15 protein-coding genes and 2 tRNA genes are annotated in these 18,331 nt (G+C 66.7%); 5 read left to right on the top strand and 12 right to left on the bottom strand.

The features are described 5' to 3' along the window. From NOV86_RS13035 to NOV86_RS12980, 12 genes are all read right to left on the bottom strand, one after another. Entirely contained in the window at positions 1 to 762 is a 762-nt protein-coding gene (locus NOV86_RS13035) for an energy-coupling factor transporter transmembrane component T family protein (protein ID WP_267641912.1), read from the bottom strand. Beyond that, positions 756 to 1,457: an energy-coupling factor ABC transporter ATP-binding protein gene (locus tag NOV86_RS13030; protein ID WP_267641910.1), complete on the bottom strand. Its 702-nt coding sequence runs from the start codon at positions 1,455 to 1,457 to the stop codon at positions 756 to 758. Before NOV86_RS13030 ends, NOV86_RS13035 begins: the two co-directional genes overlap by 7 nt. Further along, positions 1,454 to 2,056: a biotin transporter BioY gene (locus NOV86_RS13025; RefSeq protein ID WP_267641908.1), complete on the bottom strand. Its 603-nt coding sequence runs from the start codon at positions 2,054 to 2,056 to the stop codon at positions 1,454 to 1,456. Before NOV86_RS13025 ends, NOV86_RS13030 begins: the two co-directional genes overlap by 4 nt. Before the next feature lie 440 nt (positions 2,057 to 2,496). Next, entirely contained in the window at positions 2,497 to 3,111 is a 615-nt protein-coding gene (locus tag NOV86_RS13020; RefSeq protein WP_267641906.1) for a 30S ribosomal protein S7, read from the bottom strand. A gap of 3 nt (positions 3,112 to 3,114) precedes the next feature. After that, complete coding sequence (locus tag NOV86_RS13015; RefSeq protein ID WP_267641904.1) at positions 3,115 to 3,543, bottom strand: 30S ribosomal protein S12; 429 nt, start codon at positions 3,541 to 3,543, stop codon at positions 3,115 to 3,117. A gap of 310 nt (positions 3,544 to 3,853) precedes the next feature. After that, on the bottom strand, positions 3,854 to 5,011 hold the full coding sequence (locus tag NOV86_RS13010) for a tubulin/FtsZ family protein (RefSeq protein WP_303647785.1): 1,158 nt from the start codon (positions 5,009 to 5,011) through the stop codon (positions 3,854 to 3,856). 115 nt (positions 5,012 to 5,126) lie between these two features. Continuing rightward, positions 5,127 to 5,546 carry a NusA-like transcription termination signal-binding factor gene (locus tag NOV86_RS13005; protein ID WP_267641901.1) on the bottom strand — a complete coding sequence of 140 codons (420 nt, stop codon included), beginning with the start codon at positions 5,544 to 5,546 and terminating at the stop codon, positions 5,127 to 5,129. Next, entirely contained in the window at positions 5,546 to 6,751 is a 1,206-nt protein-coding gene (gene rpoA2, locus NOV86_RS13000; RefSeq protein WP_267641899.1) for a DNA-directed RNA polymerase subunit A'', read from the bottom strand. The genes NOV86_RS13005 and rpoA2 overlap by 1 nt, the downstream gene beginning before the upstream one ends. A gap of 48 nt (positions 6,752 to 6,799) precedes the next feature. After that, the gene (locus NOV86_RS12995; RefSeq protein ID WP_267641898.1) at positions 6,800 to 9,739 is read right to left on the bottom strand and encodes a DNA-directed RNA polymerase subunit A'; all 2,940 of its coding nucleotides are present in this window, start codon (positions 9,737 to 9,739) and stop codon (positions 6,800 to 6,802) included. Between the two features lies 1 nt (position 9,740). Continuing rightward, complete coding sequence (rpoB, locus tag NOV86_RS12990) at positions 9,741 to 11,570, bottom strand: DNA-directed RNA polymerase subunit B (protein WP_267641897.1); 1,830 nt, start codon at positions 11,568 to 11,570, stop codon at positions 9,741 to 9,743. Positions 11,571 to 11,573: 3 nt separating this feature from the next. Next, the gene (locus NOV86_RS12985; protein ID WP_267641894.1) at positions 11,574 to 13,139 is read right to left on the bottom strand and encodes a DNA-directed RNA polymerase subunit B''; all 1,566 of its coding nucleotides are present in this window, start codon (positions 13,137 to 13,139) and stop codon (positions 11,574 to 11,576) included. A 3-nt stretch (positions 13,140 to 13,142) separates the two neighbouring features. Then, a complete protein-coding gene (locus NOV86_RS12980) occupies positions 13,143 to 13,370 on the bottom strand; it encodes a DNA-directed RNA polymerase subunit H (protein ID WP_267641892.1) in 228 nt (75 codons plus the stop codon). Positions 13,371 to 13,651: 281 nt separating this feature from the next. Here NOV86_RS12980 and NOV86_RS12975 point away from each other — a divergent pair. The 5 genes from NOV86_RS12975 (at position 13,652) to NOV86_RS12955 (ending at position 18,243) form a co-directional block, all read left to right on the top strand. Continuing rightward, positions 13,652 to 13,724: transfer RNA gene (locus NOV86_RS12975), tRNA-Asp, on the top strand. A gap of 241 nt (positions 13,725 to 13,965) precedes the next feature. After that, positions 13,966 to 14,406 carry a group I intron-associated PD-(D/E)XK endonuclease gene (locus tag NOV86_RS12970; RefSeq protein WP_267641890.1) on the top strand — a complete coding sequence of 147 codons (441 nt, stop codon included), beginning with the start codon at positions 13,966 to 13,968 and terminating at the stop codon, positions 14,404 to 14,406. A gap of 58 nt (positions 14,407 to 14,464) precedes the next feature. Then, positions 14,465 to 14,659, top strand: a complete 195-nt coding sequence (locus tag NOV86_RS12965; RefSeq protein ID WP_267641889.1) for a cold-shock protein — start codon at positions 14,465 to 14,467, stop codon at positions 14,657 to 14,659. 147 nt (positions 14,660 to 14,806) lie between these two features. After that, positions 14,807 to 14,879: transfer RNA gene (locus NOV86_RS12960), tRNA-Asp, on the top strand. Positions 14,880 to 15,234: 355 nt separating this feature from the next. Beyond that, entirely contained in the window at positions 15,235 to 18,243 is a 3,009-nt protein-coding gene (locus tag NOV86_RS12955; RefSeq protein ID WP_267641887.1) for a bacterio-opsin activator domain-containing protein, read from the top strand. Positions 18,244 to 18,331 lie beyond the last annotated feature (88 nt).

Here is an 18,331-nt window from a genome sequence, read left to right as displayed (position 1 = left end):
TCAGCCGACGAGGCCGACAACCACCGGTACCAGGCCACCGGCCACCCCGGCTACCACCGGCACCAGCCCCGCGATACCGAGCCCGACGCCCACCGCCAGCACGGCGTAATCGACCCGCGAGAACGTCATCTCGGGCGGTGTCGGGTTCCACGAGAAACACCGCGCCCGGAGCGCCACCGACAGCCGGTCTGCCCGCTCCAGCGCCCGCGACAATCCGACCGTCCCGAGCCGCCGGCCGCGGTCGACCACCGACCTGTTCTCCCCACCCCGCGCCCGGATCGCATCTCTGACCGACCGGAGGTCCCGCGTCAGCACCGGCACGAACCGGAGCGTCAGTGCCACACCGACACCGAGCAGCCGTCCCGTCTTCCCGGGGACGTGGCGCTGGATGGCCGCCCGCGTCTCCCGGACCGGCGTCGTCCTAACGTATACCGCGCTCACGAACAGGATGAGCCCGACGCGCGAGACCGCCAGCAGCGGGTCGACCGCCCGCGCTGGCACGACCCACGGCGCGGAGAGCGACACCGCCGCGACCAGCGGGCTGCTCAGGAGCAGGAGGAAGACGAACCAGTACTCCCGGAACACCCGCACCGGCGAGAGCCGCGCCAGCGCGAGTCCCAGCGCCGCCACGACCGCCAGCCCGGCCAGCCAGTCCGGCTCGGGGTGCGCGAACGCGGCCGCCGCGAAGCCCAGCTGGAACGCCAGTTTCGAGCGCGCGTCGAGCCGGTGGACGACCGACTCGCCCGGCGCGTAGGTCAGCATGGCACGTCCACACCCAGCCCGGCGAGGTCGTCCGCGACGTCGTCGGGGGTGCCGTCTCCGACCACCCGCCCGTCGGCCATCGCGACCACGCGCTCGGCGCGCTCGAACAGGTCCCGCAGGTCGTGCGTGACGACGACGACGCTGGTCCCCTCGGCGTGGAGCGCGTCGAGCCTGTCGAGCACCGACCGGCGGGCACGCTGGTCCAGCCCGGCGAAGGGCTCGTCCAGCACGAGGTGATTCGGCTCCATCGCGAGCGCGCCCGCGATTGCCACCCGGGACTGCTCGCCACCGGAGAGTTCGTCCACGCGCTCGTCCTCGCGGCCGGTCATGCCGACCGCGTCGAGCGATTCTGCCACGCGCCGGTCTATCTCCTCGCGGGCAAGCCCGAGGTTCTCGGGGCCGAAGGCCACGTCCCCGCCGACGGTCGACGCGACCAGCTGGTCGCGGGCGTGCTGGAACACCATCCCGACGCTCGTGCGGGCGGCGACCGGGTCCTCGGCGACCGGCGTGTCGTCGACCACGACCGCGCCCTCGTCGGGCGCCAGCAGCCCGTTGAAGTGGCGCACCAGCGTCGTCTTCCCGCTCCCGTTCGGCCCCACGACGAGCACGAACTCGCCGTCGGGAATCGAGAGCGAGACACCGTCGAGCGCCCGGTGGTCGCCGAAGCGATGCACCAGGTCGCGCGTCTGTATCATGCCGCGACGGCGTCGAACAGCCCCGCCCGGACGACCCCGATGGTCGCCGCGATCTTCAGCAGGTCACCCGGCACGAAGATGACCATCCCGATCTGGATGGACTTCTCCAGCGAGTACGACGTGGTCTCCGCCAGCCACGGCACGCCCAGCGCGTAGATGATGGCCAGCCCGAGCAACAGCGCGCCCGCCTGCAGCCACACCGGCACCTGCGTCAGCGAGCGCGTCTCCAGCCCCCGGTGCACCACGAGGCCGATGACCACCGCCGCGAGCAGGTACCCGAACAGGTAGCCGCCGGTCGGCCCGAGCAACACCCCGAGGCCACCGCTCCCGTTCGAGAACACCGGCGCGCCCGCGGCCCCCACGAGCAGGTACAGCGCCACCGAGAAGCCACCCCAGCGCGCACCCAGTAACAGCCCGGCGAAGTAGACGCCGAACAGCTGGAAGGAGATGGGCGCCGGCAGCCCCGGCAGCGGAATCGATACCTGTGCCAGTGCCGCGGTCAGCGCCGCCAGCACCGCCGCGACCGCCACCTGCTTGACCGTCTCGTCGCCGACGAGGTCGACGTTCCCGTACTCCGATCGTCCCTCTCGTTCTGCCATACGGGATACAGAGGCTCGTCAACCGGGAAAATCGTGTCGGTTGACGATTCCGGGTGCCGGGTGCTCCGGGAGCGCACACGTGGCGCGCGCTGGCGAGTGTGCCGAGTAGCGCGGCACGGAGTGCCGCAGAGCGAACGGGGAGGAACGACCCGTGAGCCAACGAGGCCGCGAGGCCGAGCCGTGCGAGGGATGAGTACCGCAGCGGAGTGGAGCGCAGCGAAACGGAGCGAGGAACGGAATCGGCTGGGGAGGGTGTGGTGCGGGGCGGCTGCGGGGCGGTCATGGACGCCAGCGCGAGCCCGCTGGCCGCTTTCAGCAATCGACACACGCCATCCTCACCAGCCGACACACGTCAGGCAGACCGCGAACCCGGGACCCGAAATCGAACCACGGCGTCGCCACTCACGAAGCGCGAAAGACGAGAGAAGAAATCGCAGACGTTAGCGAGCCGCGGCCGCGACGCGCTCTTTCTCTTCCTTCTGGCTGATCGGGTAGGCCTGGACGTCGTAGTTGGACGCGCCGATGAGCTGCTGGGCGAGGCCCTCGGCAGCCGGCTTGCCGGTCTTGTAGGATGCCTTCTGGGCGCCGTCGGCGATGAACTTCAGGGCCTGGTCGACGCGACGCTGGGGCGCGACGTCGACGGCCTTCGGGACGGAGATGCCACCGTACTTGAGACGGACGGTCTCCTCGCGGGGTGCCGCGTTCTCGACGGCACGGACGAGCACCTGCACCGGGTTCTCCTCGGTGCGCTCGTGGATGATGTCGAACGCATCGCGGACGATCTGCAGGGCCTTCTGCTTCTTGCCCGTGTTCTCCTCGGTCTGCATCAGGCGGTTCGTGAGCCGCTCGACGATGGAGATCTCGGACTTCTTGAACTGCTTGGAGGCGTGACGGCCCATCGTGTGCGCGATGGGGGTGACCGTGATGTAGCGCTCCGTCGAGGGGTCACGGTACTCGATCTCCGTGATGTCCCACTTCGTGAAGAGCTTCGCGCGTGCGCCCTCCTCGTCGGTGCCGGCGGGCTTGTCCGGCTCGGGTGTATCTTCTGCTGCCATGGTTTAGCGCACCGGTTTCTCTGCGTTCCCGCGGACCAGTTCGAGGAGCGAGACGCCGTTGACCTTCTCGACCTTGTAGTTCACGCCGGAGAGGTCACCCATCGCGCGACCCTTCGCACCACCGATACCGGCGATGGTGACCTCGTCGTGCTCGTCGATGAACGAGATGGCGCCGTCACCGGGGCAGAACGCGGTGACCTGCTTCCCGTTCTTGATGAGCTGGACGCGGACACACTTCCGGATCGCGGAGTTCGGCTGCTTCGCCTCGATGCCGACCTTCTCCAGGACGATACCTCGACCCTGCGGCGCCCCCTCGAGGGGGTCGGACTTCTTGCGAAGCCCGCGCTCGCGTCGGGCGTACTTCGAGTCGGACCACCGCTGTTCCTGGCGGTCCTTCTTCAGTTTGCGTGCGGCGTATTTGCCGTTTGCCATAGTATCAGTCGCTACCTGACGGAGGCACTTAAGCCTCCCTCTTTGGCCCGGGAGTTACGCCTCCAGCGGGCGCGAGAGGGGGTAAAGAAGGAATCTGAGGCCGTCTCAGCGAATCGAATTACGGGTTCTGCGAGCGTTTTATCGAGTAAGGTCGGCGCAACGCCGTTCGTTCGGGTCGTGCCTGGCGCCGCCTCGACACCGAGAGCGCGGCCGCTGCCGGGGCGAGACCCTGCGAAATCAGGGGGACGAACGTGCTAGTCCGTCACGCGGTCGTGGTCTCGAAGCCACCAGGGACAGACGACGGGCTACCTCAGAACAGCGGGGAGAGTTCCTCGTCGCCGTCCGCGAGCAACTCCGCGAGGTTCCGGTCGGACTGCTCGCGGATGTCCTCGATGTTCTCCAGTGCCTCGATGGCGACCTGCTGTAGTTCCTTGACCCGCGGCACGTTGTTCACGCCCGAGAGCAGGACGGCACACGCCACCGCGTTCTCCTTCGGGAGCGGGTAGTCGCCGCCGCGGATCTCCATCGAACCGGTCTGCTCCTCGAGCCACTTCCGCCCGCGCTCGATACCCTTGCGGTTGAGCCGGTTCGGCGGGCCCGCGACCACCAGCAGCGCGCGCTCGGTGCCCTGGACCTCGCAGGGCAGCGTGAGCCGCCCCAGCGTCGCCTTGCGCACCAGCGACGTGATGCGGTTCGTCTCGTCGACCTCGTCGAGGTCCGCCTCCTTCGAGAAGCGCGAGAGCAGCCCACCCTTCTTCTGGTCGCCGAGCTGGTCGACCGCGTACCCGATGGTCGAGATGCCACCGCCCGCCAGCGTGTTGATGATCTCCGAGGAGTCCACGACGCTCTCTGCGACCACGTCGCCCTCGTCGACCTCGCCCGCCCCGAACAGCAGTCCGAGCCGGCGGACGATCTCGTCGTTGATCTTCGCGTACCCACCCTCGACCGACTCGCCGGTCGCCCGCCAGGCGTCGTTGTCGAACACGATGAGGTTGTCCACCTCGCGGACGAACGTCTGGAACGACCGCGCCGCGTTCAGCGTGTAGATGCCGCCCTCCTCCGAACTCGGGAGGATGCCGAGTCCGTAGACCGGTTCGCTGTAGATGCGCTTGAGGTGCTTCGCGAGCACGGGCGCGCCACCGCTCCCGCTCCCGCCGCCGAGACCGGCGACGATGAGGAACGCGTCGACCTCGTGGACCGGGACGCCGTCGAGCGCCGCCTGGACCTCCTCGATGTCCTCCTGGGCCACCTCGGCCCCGAGCTCGTTGTCGGCACCGACGCCGTGGCCTTTCACCCGGGTCTGTCCGATGAGGACCCGGTTCTCCTGCGGGATGTGCTCCAGCCCGTGGAGGTCGGATTTGGCCGTGTTGACCGCGATAGCCGCACGGACCGTCTTGCCCCGCGTCTGTCGGTCGAACTCGATGAACCGGTCGACGACCTTCCCCCCCGCCTGCCCGAAGCCGATCATCGCGAGTTTCACTTCGGGACACCTCCACTGGAACGAGTGCGGACCATAGTAACGACTACTGATAGGACGCCAGGGTAGATAAATTTCTGCTGGGAATTGAGGTGTCGACCCGAGTTCAGGTCAACTGGATGTCGTCCACGCCGAAGTGCCGGGACGCGAGCCGCCGCGCCGCGTCGATGTTCCGGCCGTCGACGCCGATGGCGACACCCGTGTCCTCCTCGGCGACCTCCGCATAGGCGACCGTGTCGCCGTTCTCGCTCATCGTGACGTGGTACACCGCCGCGGGCGCCAGCGCGTTCGCGACGAAGTCCTCGACGAGGTCCGCGTCCTCGACGAGCTTGACGTCGCGATTGAGCCGCTCCTCGAAGTCGCGGACGTGCTGGCCGCCCGGACCGATGGCCTCGCCCATCTCGCCAGCCGCGACGAGGACGACGACCCGGTCGTCGTCGACCAGACAGTCACGTCCGGTCGCACCCGTCACCTCCTCGAACAGCGCCAGGATGCGCCGTGCCTCGTCGGACAGCGTGATCGCCATCAGTCTGCCTGCTCGGGCTGGCGACTGACCGAACCCATCTTCAGGTTCACGTCACCCGTGCCCAGTTTGATGGGCTTGCCGACGATGACGTTCTCGGTGACGCCGTTGAGGTCGTCGACCTCGCCGTGGATGGCCGCGTCGAGCAGGTGGTTGACCGTGACCTCGAACGCCGCGCGGGCGAGCACCGACTCCTTCGAGCCGGAGATGCCGTGGCGGCCGATGGACTCGATCTCGCCGCGGTTCGTCATGATGTCGGCGACCAGCATCAGGTGCCGGATGTTCACGTCGTCGAGACCCTGCTCTTCGAGCGTGTTCTTCGTCTCCTCGATGATGGCCTCGCGAGCCGCCTCGATGCCGAGCTCGCGGTGGATCTCGTGGATGTTGTTACACGTCGAACGCGAGGCGTCGACGCCCTCGATGGTGAGCACGTCGCCGAAGGCCGACCCCTCGGTGTAGAGGACGAACTCCTCGCCCTCGTCGGTCTCCTCCTTGCGGATGACGACGCGGGTGACCTCCTCGATGCCCTTGAACGTGATGTCGCGCAGCTCCTCGACCAGCTGGAGCAGGTCGCGGTAGCTGGGCTCCTCGGGGCCGAACTCGATGTCCGTCCCCTGCTGGATGGTCGTCACGCCGAGGCTGTCCTCGATGATGTCGGCGACCTCGCCGGCGATCTCGTCCGTGCTCTCCATGGTCGGCCAGCGCTCCTGGAGCGTGTCCGGGTTCAGGCTGACCTGCACGCGCATGTCGGCGACGTTCGTCGAGATGTCACCCAGCGCGAGGATCTTCGTCGCCTCGATCTGCCAGACGACCTCGTGGGCGCGCTCGCGTTCGGTCGCGTACTCGTCCTCGAGGTACACCGTCATCATCGGCGTGTCCGGCGTCTTCCGGGCGTCCACCAGCTCGATGAGCCGCGGCAGGCCCTGGGTGACGTCGATCTCTGCGACACCCGCGTAGTGGAACGTGTTCATCGTGAGCTGGGTCCCCGGTTCCCCGATGGACTGCGCGCTCACCGTCCCGACGGGGTCGAGCGGGTCGACCCGGGTGTCGAGGTAGCGGTGCTCGACCGCGCGGGCGATCTCGTCGGCCTGCTCGAGTGTCGCGCCGCGCTCTTCGACCGTGCGGTACACCTCGTTCTTGAGTCGTCGCGGGAGGTCCGTGTCCTCCACGACGGCCTCGATGTCGTCGGATACGTCGAATTCAGTCATCGTTCACCTCCGAGCGAAGCTCGGCTGTGAGCCTGATTGGACTCCTGTTCAATCATCGGATTCCACCCCCTGCAGGAGGTCGGGGTTGCGACGTGCGTCGGCGTGCTCGGAGAGGTTCGTCGGGCGCGCCTTGTCGCCGAGGAACTCCAGTTTGGAGTCCTCGCTGTCGAACTCCGCCTCGATGATGCGGTCTGCGATCTGGTCGACGTCGATGCCGTGCTCGTCGTCGTAGGCGACCTTCGTCGGCGAGGTGCCGTCCTCGCCGAACTCGAACTGGACGATGGTGTCCGAGGTGTCCCGGACGGTCCCGTCGTACTGCGTCTCCAGCTCGGAGAGCGCGTTGATGAGGCGACGCTGCAGGTACCCGGACTTCGAGGTACGGACTGCCGTGTCGACCAGGCCCTCGCGGCCACCCATCGCGTGGAAGAAGAACTCGCGGGGGGTCAGGCCGCCGGTGTAGGAGTGCTCGACGAAGCCGTGTGCCTCCGCGCTCAGGTCGTTCTTCTTGTAGTGGCTCAGGGTGCGGTCCTCGTAGCCACGGTTGATGCGCTCGCCTCGAACTGCCTGCTGGCCGACACAGCCGGCCATCTGGGTCAGGTTGAGCATCGACCCACGGGCACCGGAGTTGGCCATGACGACCGCCGGGTTGTCGTCCTGGAAGTGCTCTTCCGCGATGTCACCGGCGTTGTCACGGGCCTTCCCGAGCGTCTGCATGATCTTCATCTCGAGCGTCTCGTCGACGGTCCGACCGGGCAGGGACTCGAGTTCGCCCGCCTCGTACGTCGAGATGAGTTCCTCGACGCGGTCGTAGGCGTCGCCGATGGTCTCGTCGATGCGCTCCTGGGCCTCCTCCGGGATGGTCTCGTTGTCGATCCCGATGGAGAACCCGAAGTGCATGATCGAGCGCATCGCGAGCGCGCCGACCTCGTTGATGAAGATGCGGGCACGCGTCATGCCGTACACCTTCGCGATGGTGTCGACGACCTCGCCACCGAACGCGCCGACGCCGTCCTCGTCGATGGTGCCCTCGATCATCTGACCGTCCTCGATGACGACCGTGTCGCCCGTGTTCGACTGGAACTCCATGTTCAGGTCGTCCGGGAGCAGCTCGGAGAAGAGCTGCCGGCCGGTCCAGTACGGGCGGTCCGCGTCGTCGTGGCCCATCGGCTCGGGCAGTTCGTCGATGCGGGTCGCACGGAGCAGGTCGAGTGCCTGCGTCTCGTTGAACTGCGGGTTGTCGTGGGTGAGCAGGTACGTGCCACTGATGTGGTCCTGGATGGCACCGATGATGTTCTGCCCGAAGCGCGGGCTGAGAATCTGCTCCTGCACGCGCATGAGGACGCGCGCCTCGGCACGGGCCTCCTCGTTCTGGAGCGCGTGCATGTTCATCTCGTCACCGTCGAAGTCCGCGTTGTACGGCGGGCAGACGACAGTGTTCAGGCGGAACGTCTTGTAGGGCATCACCACGACCTCGTGGGCCATGATGGACATCCGGTGCAGCGACGGCTGCCGGTTGAAGATGACGATGTCGCCGTCGATGAGGTGCCGGTTGACCTCCCAGCCGGGGAGAATCTTCTCGGCGAGCTCCTCGCAGTTCTTCTCGGTCACCTTCAGGCGACGCCCGTCGTCACGCCGGACGTAGTTCGCGCCCGGGTGGCCCTCGGGGCCGTTGCGGACGTAGCGCTTGGCGTCCTCGATGTTACGCTCGGTGACGTTCATCGTCTGTGTCATCTCCTTGGCGACGCGGTCCGGGACGCCGACCTCGTTCAGCGAGAGCGTCGGGTCCGGCGAGATGACGGTACGCGCGGAGAAGTTCACGCGCTTCCCGGACAGCGAGCCGCGGAAGCGACCCTCCTTGCCCTTCAGGCGCTGGGAGAGCGTCTTCAGCGGGCGGCCGGAGCGGTGTCGCGCCGGCGGTGTGCCCGAGATCTCGTTGTCCATGAACGTCGTGACGTGGTACTGGAGCAGCTCCCACAGGTCCTCGATGATGAGCTGGGGTGCACCCGCCTCGCGGTTCTCCATGAACCGCTGGTTGATGCGGATGATGTCGACGAGCTTGTGGGTCAGGTCGTCCTCGGAGCGCTGGCCGTTGTCCAGCGTGATGGAGGGACGGGCGGTGACCGGCGGGACCGGCAGCACCGTCAGGATCATCCACTCCGGCCGGGACTTCTCGGCGGAGATGCCGAGCACCTCGATGTCCTCGTCCGGGATGTCCTCGAACCAGTCGCGGATGTCCGAGGGCATCAGTTTGTTCATGTCCTCCTCGGTCAGGTCGATGTCGAGTGCCTTCTCGAGCTTCTTGCGGTCGGACTCGCGCGGGCGGAACTCACCGGAGAGGATCTGGTTGACCCGCGAGAGGTCGATGCCCGTCTCGTTGGCGAGCTCCTCGCGGCCCATCCCCTCGTCGGCCTCGTCGTCGGGGTCGGGCTGCATCGCGGCGGCGATGCGCTGGGAGTACTCGCCGGTCAGCACCTGCTGGACCTCGTAGTACGTGGTCGGCTTCTCGTGCTGGATGTCGAACTGGATCTCGCCACAGTGCGGGCAGCGGTCCTTCTTGCGGGCCTGGCGGATGGCGGCCTTCGTCACGTCGTTGAGGTCGCCACCGAGGCGTCGCGTCTGGGTGAGCTGCTCGCGGAACTCCTCTTTCTCGTCCTCGGTCAGACAGAGGCGGGCACACTCGCGGCAGGTGCCACGCAGCAGGCGGCGGATGAGCTTCGTGAACCCGACGTGGATGACGGGTGCGGCCAGCTCGATGTGGCCGAAGTGTCCGTTACACGAACCGGAGTGCTTCCCGCACGTCTTGCACTCCAGGCCGGGGTCGATGACGCCCAGGCGCGGGTCCATCAGCCCCATGTCGATGGGGAAGCCGTCGTCGTCGTAGGTGTCCGCCGTGATGATCTTCGTGGCGGACATCTCTCGGTACTCCTCCGGGTCCATCAGTCCGAAGTTGATCTCGCCGATCTCCTTCGGTGTCTGTGAGCTTGCCATGTTAGACTGCGTCCTCCAGTTCCAGTCGCGGGGCGATACCGAGCGCCTTCATCTCGTCGAGGAGCAGTTTGAACGCGTAGGACATCTCGATCTCGTGGATGTCCGTCTCCTCGCCACAGTTCGGGCAGTAGACACGGCGCTGGTCGACGTTCTCGACCGCGCTCATGCCACACTGGCCACACACGTTGATGAACTCGCGGTCGGACTCGTCGAGGAGCCGTTCCTTGAGCGCCATCGCGGCACCGTGCCCGATGAGCACGTCACGCTCCATCTCACCGACGCGCAGGCCACCCTCGCGGGCACGACCCTCGGTCGGCTGGCGCGTGAGCACCTGCACCGGCCCGCGCGAGCGGGCGTGCAGTTTGTTCGAGACCATGTGGTAGAGCTTCTGGTAGAAGATGACCCCGACGAAGATCTCGGCCTCGATCTTCTCGCCGGTGACGCCGGAGTACATGATCTCCTTGCCCGAGGACTTGAAGCCGGCCTCCTCGAGCCCGCCGCGGATCTCCCACTCGTCCTCGCCGGTGAACGGCGTCCCGTCGACACGTCGGCCTTCGAGTGCGCCGACCTTGCCGCCGAGCATCTCCAGCACGTGGCCGACCGTCATGCGCGACGGCAGCGCGTGCGGGTTGACGATGAGGTCCGGGACGACACCCTCCTGCGTGAAGGGCATGTCCTCCTGGGGCGCGATGTGGCCGACGACACCCTTCTGGCCGTGTCGCGACGCGAACTTGTCCCCGAGTTCGGGGATACGCTGGTCGCGCACGGACACCTTCGAGAGCTTCGAGCCGTCCTCGCCCTCCATCAGGGTGACGGTGTCGACGACACCGGACTCGCCCGAGCGCATCGTGACGGAGGTCTCCCGGCGCTTCTGCGGCGAGAGGCCACCCATGTCGTCCGGCTCCTCGAGGAAGCGCGGCGGCGACGTCTTCCCGAGCAGCACGTCGTTCTCGCCGACGCGCGTCTCGGGGTTGACGAGGCCATCCTCGTCCAGGTGCGTGTACGCGTCCTCACCACGCGCACCGCGGACGTCCTGGCTCGGAATCTCGAAGCGGTCCTCCTGGCCACCCGGGTACCGGCGCTCCTCGCCCTCGTAGGTACGGAAGAAGTGCGAGCGAGCGAGCGCGCGGTCGACCGAGCCGCCGTTCAGGACCAGTGCGTCCTCGATGTTGAAGCCCTCGTAGGACATGACCGCGACGGTGAAGTTCTGGGCCGCCGGGCGGTCGTCGTAGCCGATCTGCTCGGTGGTCTGGGTCTTCACCATCGAGAGCTGCGGGTAGTGCAGCAGGTGCTGGCGCGTGTCCGGGCGGATACGGTAGTTCGCCGCGGGCAGCCCCAGCGACTGCTTGATCATCCCTGCACCCATGGTGATGCGGGGCGACGCGTTGTGTTCCGGGTACGGGATCATCCCCGCACCGATACCGAAGATGAGCTGCGGGTCGACCTCGAGGTGCGTGTGGTCCTCGTTGAGGTCCTCCTCGTCGACGGCGACGTAGATGTCCTCCTCCTCCTCGGCGTCGATGAACTCGACGTAGCCGTGCTCGACGAGGTCGTCGAACTCCAGTTCGCCGTTCTGGACCGCCTGGAACTCCTCTTCGGAGATGAGCGGCTCGCCGTCCTCGACGACGAGCAGCGGGCGGCGGGCACGCCCCGCGTCGGCGTTGATGATGACCTCGCGGGTACGGTCCTTGACCGAGACGTTGACCATCTCGGAGACGTCCCCCAGTCGTCGTGCCTCTCGGATCTGTTCTGCTAGCTCGTGTGGTTCGGGGTGTGTCCCGACCAGACTACCGTTGACGTAGACTTTCGCTTCTCGCTGTTGGCTTGCCATTGTTTAGTCGTCCGCGGGTTGCTCCTGACCCTGTCCCTCGAGTCCGGGGATACCCTGTACCCCCATCGACGCGAGCTCGCGCTTGAGCGCCTGTTCGTCCTCGATGTTCTGCGACAGCTCCATGGCCTGGGCGAAGTTCTTCACCAGCCCACAGTTCGGTCCCTCCGGGGTCTCGGAGGGGCAGATGCGACCCCACTGGGTCGCGTGCAGGTCGCGTGCCTCGAAGTGCGGCTGCGACCGCGAGAGCGGCGAGCGCAGCCGGCGCAGGTGCGACAGCACACCCATGAAGTCCGTCCGGTCGACCAGCTGGGAGACGCCGGAGCGGCCACCCACCCAGTTCCCCGTCGCGATGGGGTGCTCCAGGCGCTCGGTCAGCACGTCCGAACGAACGACCGTGTTCACGGAGAGCTGCCGGTTGCGCATGTTGGCGCGCTCGAGCTGGTACTTCACGTCACGCGCCAGTTTGTTCAGCGCGGTCCGGAACAGGTCCTTCATCAGGTCGCCGGAGACCTTCAGCCGCTTGTTGGCGTAGTGGTCCTTGTCGTCCGAGTCGCGGCGCTGGAGTGCGAGCTCGAAACACGCCTCGGCCATCCGGCAGAGGTAGAACGCCTTGTTGATGCGCACGTCCTCCTCCTCGACGCCGTCCTCGTGGAGGTGCGGGAGGAGGTAGCGGTCGATGACGTAGTTCGCGCGCTTGAGCTGGTAGTTCTTGCCCTGCCCGGAGGCGACGCGCTTGCCCAGTTTCTCGATGGCCTCCTCCTGGGACTGGACCTCCGCGGCTTCCAGGTTCTCCAGCATGTACTTGACGACCTCGGGGTCGTCGCTGACGCGGTGGACGATCTCCTCGTCGGATTCGAGGCCGAGTGCGCGCACGAGCGTCACGAAGTTGATGCTGCCAGAGACCGACGGGAACGAGACCTCGAGCAGGCCCTCGCGGTTCCGCTCGGTCAGCACCAGCGCGCGGTACCCCCGGCGCTGACTGAACGTCTTCGCGACCTGGATCTCGTCGCCGTACTTGGTGTCGTACTCCGCGAGGATCTTGTTCGGGGCGAGGTCCTCGCTCGTCATCAGGACGCGCTCGGAGCCGTTGACGATGAAGTAGCCACCGGGGTCGGCGGGGTCCTCGCCGATCTCGATGAGCTCCTCGTCGGAGAAGCCCGCGATGTTACACTTCTCGGAGCCGACCATGATGGGCATCCGGCCCACCTTCGTCTCCGTGGAGTCGACCACGCGCTCCTCGCCCTCCTCGCCCTTCACGATGGACATCTCCATGAACACGGGCGCGGAGTAGGTGATGTTGCGCAGGCGAGCCTCCTGCGGGTAGAGCAGTTCTTCGGACCCGTCGGCCTCGCGCACACGCGGGGTCACGACGCGAACGTCGCCCAGCTCGACGTGCACCGGTTCCTCGCCTTCCTTGTCGCCGATGTCCGTCTCGATGGTCGCCTTCTCGTCGACGACCTCCTGCATCCCCCGCATGAGGAACGCGTTGAACGAACGGAAGTGGTGTTCTGCGAGTCTGTCCTTCGAGAAGTACTCCTTCGAAATCGCGCGTCGTTTTGATCGGTCCATTGTTCACTCCACCACGAGTCGGTATACGACCGCCTCGTCTGTTGTTCGCGAGTCCCGGACGACCTTGATGACGTCGCCGACCTCGGCGTCGTCGGGGAGCGCGGGATCCGTGCGCTTGATCTTCGGCAGGTCTGTGCTATCGATGTCGTACTCCGTGAGCACATCCTCGAGTTCGTCCTCGTCGAGGACGGTGTGCTCCGGAACCATTTCATGTTGGCTTACGTCTACCATGGGTGTGTCTGGCCAGAGGGAGAAGCTGCTGTCACGAGATACTACAGGTCACTATTAGTGGGACCCATTTAACGCTTGCCAAGTCGTCCGAGACTTAGCACTATCGGTTCCCGTCAGCCCGACGGGGGTTCGCAGGACCGAGGTGTCCCAGTTGCGAATAGATGTTACAGTCTCACGATTGCACTACTGTACTAAATGGTTTGCCCCACGCCCTCCCCTACCACACGCCCATCGATTGGAAAGCCTTAATACTGCGACTGCGAAACGAGTGGTTGCAGGAAGCCCGGGTGGTGTAGTGGCCCATCATACGACCCTGTCACGGTCGTGACGCGGGTTCAAATCCCGCCTCGGGCGCTTTCTCAAGCGAACTATTCGACGAGTACCGCGTAGCGTGTGCTCGTCTCCGTGAGCGAGAAGACCCCCACAGAGGGATTCGAACACCAGCAGTCGCAGCCGGCGAGCGAAGCGAGCCAGATCGTCTGCACAGGGTTCAAATCCCGCCTCGGACACTCCTCCCATTTCACGACCACGAGCAGCAATCGAGTCGGAGACGTCTCGCCCCCGAGTTCTTCCCCGATAACGCGCAAGCCTCGACGTGAACACCTCACGGAAGGGCGACGAGACCGAAGCGCTCGTCCTCGCCGAGTTGATGCGGCTCGGGCTGTCGGTATCGGTCCCGTTCGGGGACAGCGACCGCTACGACCTGATCGTCGACGATGGCGACCGGCTCCACCGGGTCCAGTGCAAGACGGGGAGCTGGGTGAACGGTACGGTCCGGTTCAACCTGTACAGTTCGACCGTCGGGTCGGATGGACGGGTCGACGTGCCGTACTCGGCCGACCAGATCGACGCCTACGCCGTCCACTCACGCGAGACCGGGGACGCGTACTGGGTTCCGGTCACGGAGACCGGAGATGGCGAGATGCGGCTCCGGGTCGACGACCCACAGCCGAAGGCTCCCCTGTCGCGGGTCAACTGGGCGTCAGAGTTCCTCGTGGAGCGGTACTTCGGGGGACGACCCTCCCGGGACCGATAGTCGTGGTACCAGTCCTCTAGGAACGCTTATCCGTCCGGGGCCTCTCGTCTCAGAAGCAATGGCGACAGGCAAGGTTGATTTCTTCAACGACACTGGCGGTTACGGCTTCATCGACACCGAGGACGCGGACGAGGACGTTTTCTTCCACATGGAGGACGTTGGCGGTCCGGATCTCGAGGAAGGGCAGGAAGTAGAGTTCGAAATCGAGGACTCCCCGAAGGGTCCGCGCGCTGCGAACGTCGTCCGCCTCTAAGGCTCGACGACCGACGTAGTTTCATTCTTCGACGACCGACCCGCGTAGCCTCGCGGCTCGCGGTTCTGGACCCGTGAGAACGCGGGACACAGGACCGACGATTGAAAAGGCATAAAAGTACCCGGCAGTTAGCAATGAGTGCAGGGAGCCCGGGTGGTGTAGTGGCCCATCATACGACCCTGTCACGGTCGTGACGCGGGTTCAAATCCCGCCTCGGGCGCTTTCTCAAGCGAACTACTCGACGAGCACCGCGTAGCGTCTGCTCGTCTCCGTGAGCGAGAACGCCCTCACAGAGGGATCTGAACACCAGCAGTCGCAGCCCGGAACGGTCGAACGAAGGTGAGACCGCACGCCCGGACCGTCTGCACAGGGTTCAAATCCCGCCTCGCTCCTGTTCGAGCGAATCACCCATCCGAGCACAGCCCGTGCCAGGTCTGGCTCTCCCGACAGTATCCAGAACAGCCGATTCGCGGTATTTTCCAGCCATCTCGATCAATACCCGCCCCTCGGCAGGGGAGGGAAACGACACTCCAGCGACTCTAATCGTTTAGTACCTTGCGCCCGTATCCGGTAGCATGTCGCAGGACGGGATCGGGCAGTTCGAACCACGGGGCGCGACGACCGACGGGGTGACCGTACTGTTCGTCGACAACGACCCGGACTTCGCGGACGTGTCGAAGGCGATGCTCGAACGGGAGAACGCGGCGCTGGATATCGTGCCGGTTCCGGATGGAGAGGCCGCGCTGGCTGCGCTCGACGACGGCCGGCCGGTCGACTGCATCGTGAGTGACTACGATATGCCCGTGATGAACGGGCTGGAGTTGCTGGAGGCGGTCCGGGAGCGCGACGAGCGGTTGCCGTTCATCCTCTTCACGGGGAAGGGGTCCGAGGAGATCGCTAGCGAGGCCATCGCGGCGGGCGTGACGCAGTACCTGCAGAAGAAGCCGGGACGGGACCGGTTCACGCTGCTGGCGAACCAGATCGGGAACGCGGTGTCGCAGTACCGGACCGAGAGCGCCCTCCGGGACCGGGTCAGACAGCAGGAGGCGGTCGCGGCCATCGGCCAGCAGGCGCTGAACGAGCCACAGCTCGACGTGCTGTTCGAGACGACGGTGCGGCGGGTCGCGCGGGCGCTGGACGTGAGTCACGTCCGGGTGTTGCGACGGAGCGGTTCGACGGGCGAGTTGCTACCGGAGGCTGAGGTCGGGTGGGATGCGGAGGCGACCCCGTCGGCGCAGGCCCGGTACGTGGTCGACGCGGACGACACGCCGGTCGTCGTGGTCGACGACATCGCCGAGGAGGAGCGCTTCGAGCCGAACGGAGTGATGCTCGATGCGCCGGTCCAGAGCGGGGCGTGCGTGGCCATCGGGCTACGCGGCGAGACGTGGGGTGTGCTGGAGGCGCACGCGAGCACGCACCGGAAGTTCACCCAGGACGACGTGACGTTCCTCCAGAACGTCGCGACGGTGCTGGCGAGCGCGGTCGAGCGGTCGGTCATCGAGAGCGAGCGCCGCGAGAGCAGCGAGCGCTACCGGACGCTGGTCGAGGTGTCGCCGAACCCCATCCTGGTGCACCGCGACCTCGACGTGGTGTACGCGAACCCAGCCGTGGTGTCCCTGCTGAGGGCCGAGAGTGCCGAGGCCATCATGGATCGCTCCATCGCCGACATCGTCCCGGCGACCGACCTCGACGAGGTCGAGGCGACGATCAACGAGGTCGAACAGGGGACGGTCGAACCGACCCGGCGCGAGCGGCGCATCGTCACGGACGACGGGACGGTCAAGCACGTCGAGACGACCTCGCGCGCCATCGAGTACGAGGGCGAGCAGGCAGTGCTGACCATCGCGACGGACATCACGGAGCGCAAGCAGTACGAGCAGACCCTGAACACGCTCCACGAGACGACCCGCGACCTGATGCGGGCGGAGACGTACGAGGACATCTGCGAGACGACGGCGGGGACGGCCGGGGACCTGCTCGGGCTGTCGGCGCTCGTCGTCTACCAGTTCGACAGCGAGGTCGGCACGCTGGAGCCGGCGGCGACGACGCCGAACACCCCGGAGTTGCTGGAGTCGCCGCCGAGCATCGAGCGCGGCGAGAGCAACGTCTGGTCGGCGTTCAGCGCGGGCGAGTCGCGGTACTTCCCGGACGTCGAGGACGGCAGTGGGCTCTGTGCCGGCGTCGAGAGCGAGCTCGTCATCCCGCTGGGGACCCACGGGGCCATCGTCGCCGCCAGTGGCGAGGTCGACGGCCTCGACGAGTCCACCATCGAGATGTTGCACATCCTCGCGGCGAACACCGAGGCGGCGCTCGACCGGGCCGAGCGCGAGCAGTTGCTCCGGGACCACGACCGGACCCTGAGTCGGCAGAACGAGGAGCTCCGGAAGCTCAACCACACGAACAAGATCGTCCGGGACGTGAACCGGGCGGTCGCACAGGCCTCGACCCGACGCGAGATCGAGCAGGCGGTGTGCGACCGGCTCGCGGACGCGGACCCGTACGTCTGCACGTGGGTCGGCGAGGTCGACCCGGCGACCGAGTCGATGTCGCCGCTGGTCTGGGCGGACGCGGACGCGAACTACATGGACCGCGTCGGCGACACCGCCGAGGAGTCCACGCCCGAGGGCGACCTCTGCCGGCGGGCGACCGAGGAGCAGTCCGTCCAGGTCATCGAGAACGTCCTGAACGCGCCCGACTGGGAGGAGCGCCGGACCGAGTCGCTGACCTACGGGTTCCAGACCGTCGTGGCGGTCCCACTGGTCGACAACGAACGGGTCTACAGCGTGCTCGTGTTGCACGTCTCGACGCCGGAGACCGTCACCGACCGGGAGGTCGAGGTGCTGGCCGAACTCGGCCAGACCATCGGGTACGCCATCCACGCCGTCGAGCGGACGCGGGCGCTCGTCACGGACAGCCGCATCGAACTCGAGTTCCGCGTCGACGACGAGCGCCTCTCGTTCAGCCGGCTCTCGAAGCAGGTGGGCGGGACGCTGACGCTCGACGGCGCCATCGCCCGGCCCGACGGGACCCACCTCTGTTTCGTCACCATCGAGGGCGTGGCCCCGGACGCGGTCGAGGAGACGGTCGCGGACTGGTCGGCGGTCACCTCCATCACCCGCATCACGGAGGACGAGGACGACCAGCGGACGCTGTTCGAACTCCGGCTGGCCGAGCCGCGGCTGTTCGAACTGCTGCGGGAGTACGACGGTTCGCTCCGGGAGCTGGAGGCGACGGACGGGGTGACCGAACTCCTCGTCGAGTTGCCCCAGGGCGGGGACACCCGCGGGCTCTGGAACGACATCCAGGAGACCTACCCCGGGACCGAACTCGGCGCGCGCCGGGAGACGACCAGCACCGCGCGGAAGACCCGTGACCTGCGCACCTGGGTCGAGAGCGAGCTGACCGACCGGCAGTTCGAGGCCCTGCAGGCGGCCTTCTACGCCGGCTTCTACGCGTGGCCGCGGGGCGTCACGGGCGAGAAGCTCGCGGACGCGCTCGACGTGACGCCGCCGACGTACCACTACCACCTGCGCGCGGCCGAACGCAAGCTCGTCGAGTCGGTGTTCGAAGCCGACTCTAACTGATTAGAGTACACGGTTCGTAGACACGAAGGGATTAGAGTAAACGGTTAATCCCGTTCCTCGCATACGAGTAGATGGCGAATGAGCAGCT

It is taken from the genome of Haloarchaeobius amylolyticus (assembly GCF_026616195.1).
Taxonomy (GTDB): domain Archaea; phylum Halobacteriota; class Halobacteria; order Halobacteriales; family Natrialbaceae; genus Haloarchaeobius; species Haloarchaeobius amylolyticus.
This window is presented reverse-complemented; position numbering and strand designations above follow the sequence as displayed.

Bases quoted from the DNA above. Each gene is read 5' to 3' on its own strand.
- NOV86_RS13035 (WP_267641912.1), bottom strand. From the start codon at position 762: ATGCTGACCTACGCGCCGGGCGAGTCGGTCGTCCACCGGCTCGACGCG.
- NOV86_RS13030 (WP_267641910.1), bottom strand. From the start codon at position 1,457: ATGATACAGACGCGCGACCTGGTGCATCGCTTCGGCGACCACCGGGCG.
- NOV86_RS13025 (WP_267641908.1), bottom strand. From the start codon at position 2,056: ATGGCAGAACGAGAGGGACGATCGGAGTACGGGAACGTCGACCTCGTC.
- NOV86_RS13020 (WP_267641906.1), bottom strand. From the start codon at position 3,111: ATGGCAGCAGAAGATACACCCGAGCCGGACAAGCCCGCCGGCACCGAC.
- NOV86_RS13015 (WP_267641904.1), bottom strand. From the start codon at position 3,543: ATGGCAAACGGCAAATACGCCGCACGCAAACTGAAGAAGGACCGCCAG.
- NOV86_RS13010 (WP_303647785.1), bottom strand. From the start codon at position 5,011: ATGATCGGCTTCGGGCAGGCGGGGGGGAAGGTCGTCGACCGGTTCATC.
- NOV86_RS13005 (WP_267641901.1), bottom strand. From the start codon at position 5,546: ATGGCGATCACGCTGTCCGACGAGGCACGGCGCATCCTGGCGCTGTTC.
- rpoA2 (WP_267641899.1), bottom strand. From the start codon at position 6,751: ATGACTGAATTCGACGTATCCGACGACATCGAGGCCGTCGTGGAGGAC.
- NOV86_RS12995 (WP_267641898.1), bottom strand. From the start codon at position 9,739: ATGGCAAGCTCACAGACACCGAAGGAGATCGGCGAGATCAACTTCGGA.
- rpoB (WP_267641897.1), bottom strand. From the start codon at position 11,570: ATGGCAAGCCAACAGCGAGAAGCGAAAGTCTACGTCAACGGTAGTCTG.
- NOV86_RS12985 (WP_267641894.1), bottom strand. From the start codon at position 13,139: ATGGACCGATCAAAACGACGCGCGATTTCGAAGGAGTACTTCTCGAAG.
- NOV86_RS12980 (WP_267641892.1), bottom strand. From the start codon at position 13,370: ATGGTAGACGTAAGCCAACATGAAATGGTTCCGGAGCACACCGTCCTC.
- NOV86_RS12965 (WP_267641889.1), top strand. From the start codon at position 14,465: ATGGCGACAGGCAAGGTTGATTTCTTCAACGACACTGGCGGTTACGGC.
- NOV86_RS12955 (WP_267641887.1), top strand. From the start codon at position 15,235: ATGTCGCAGGACGGGATCGGGCAGTTCGAACCACGGGGCGCGACGACC.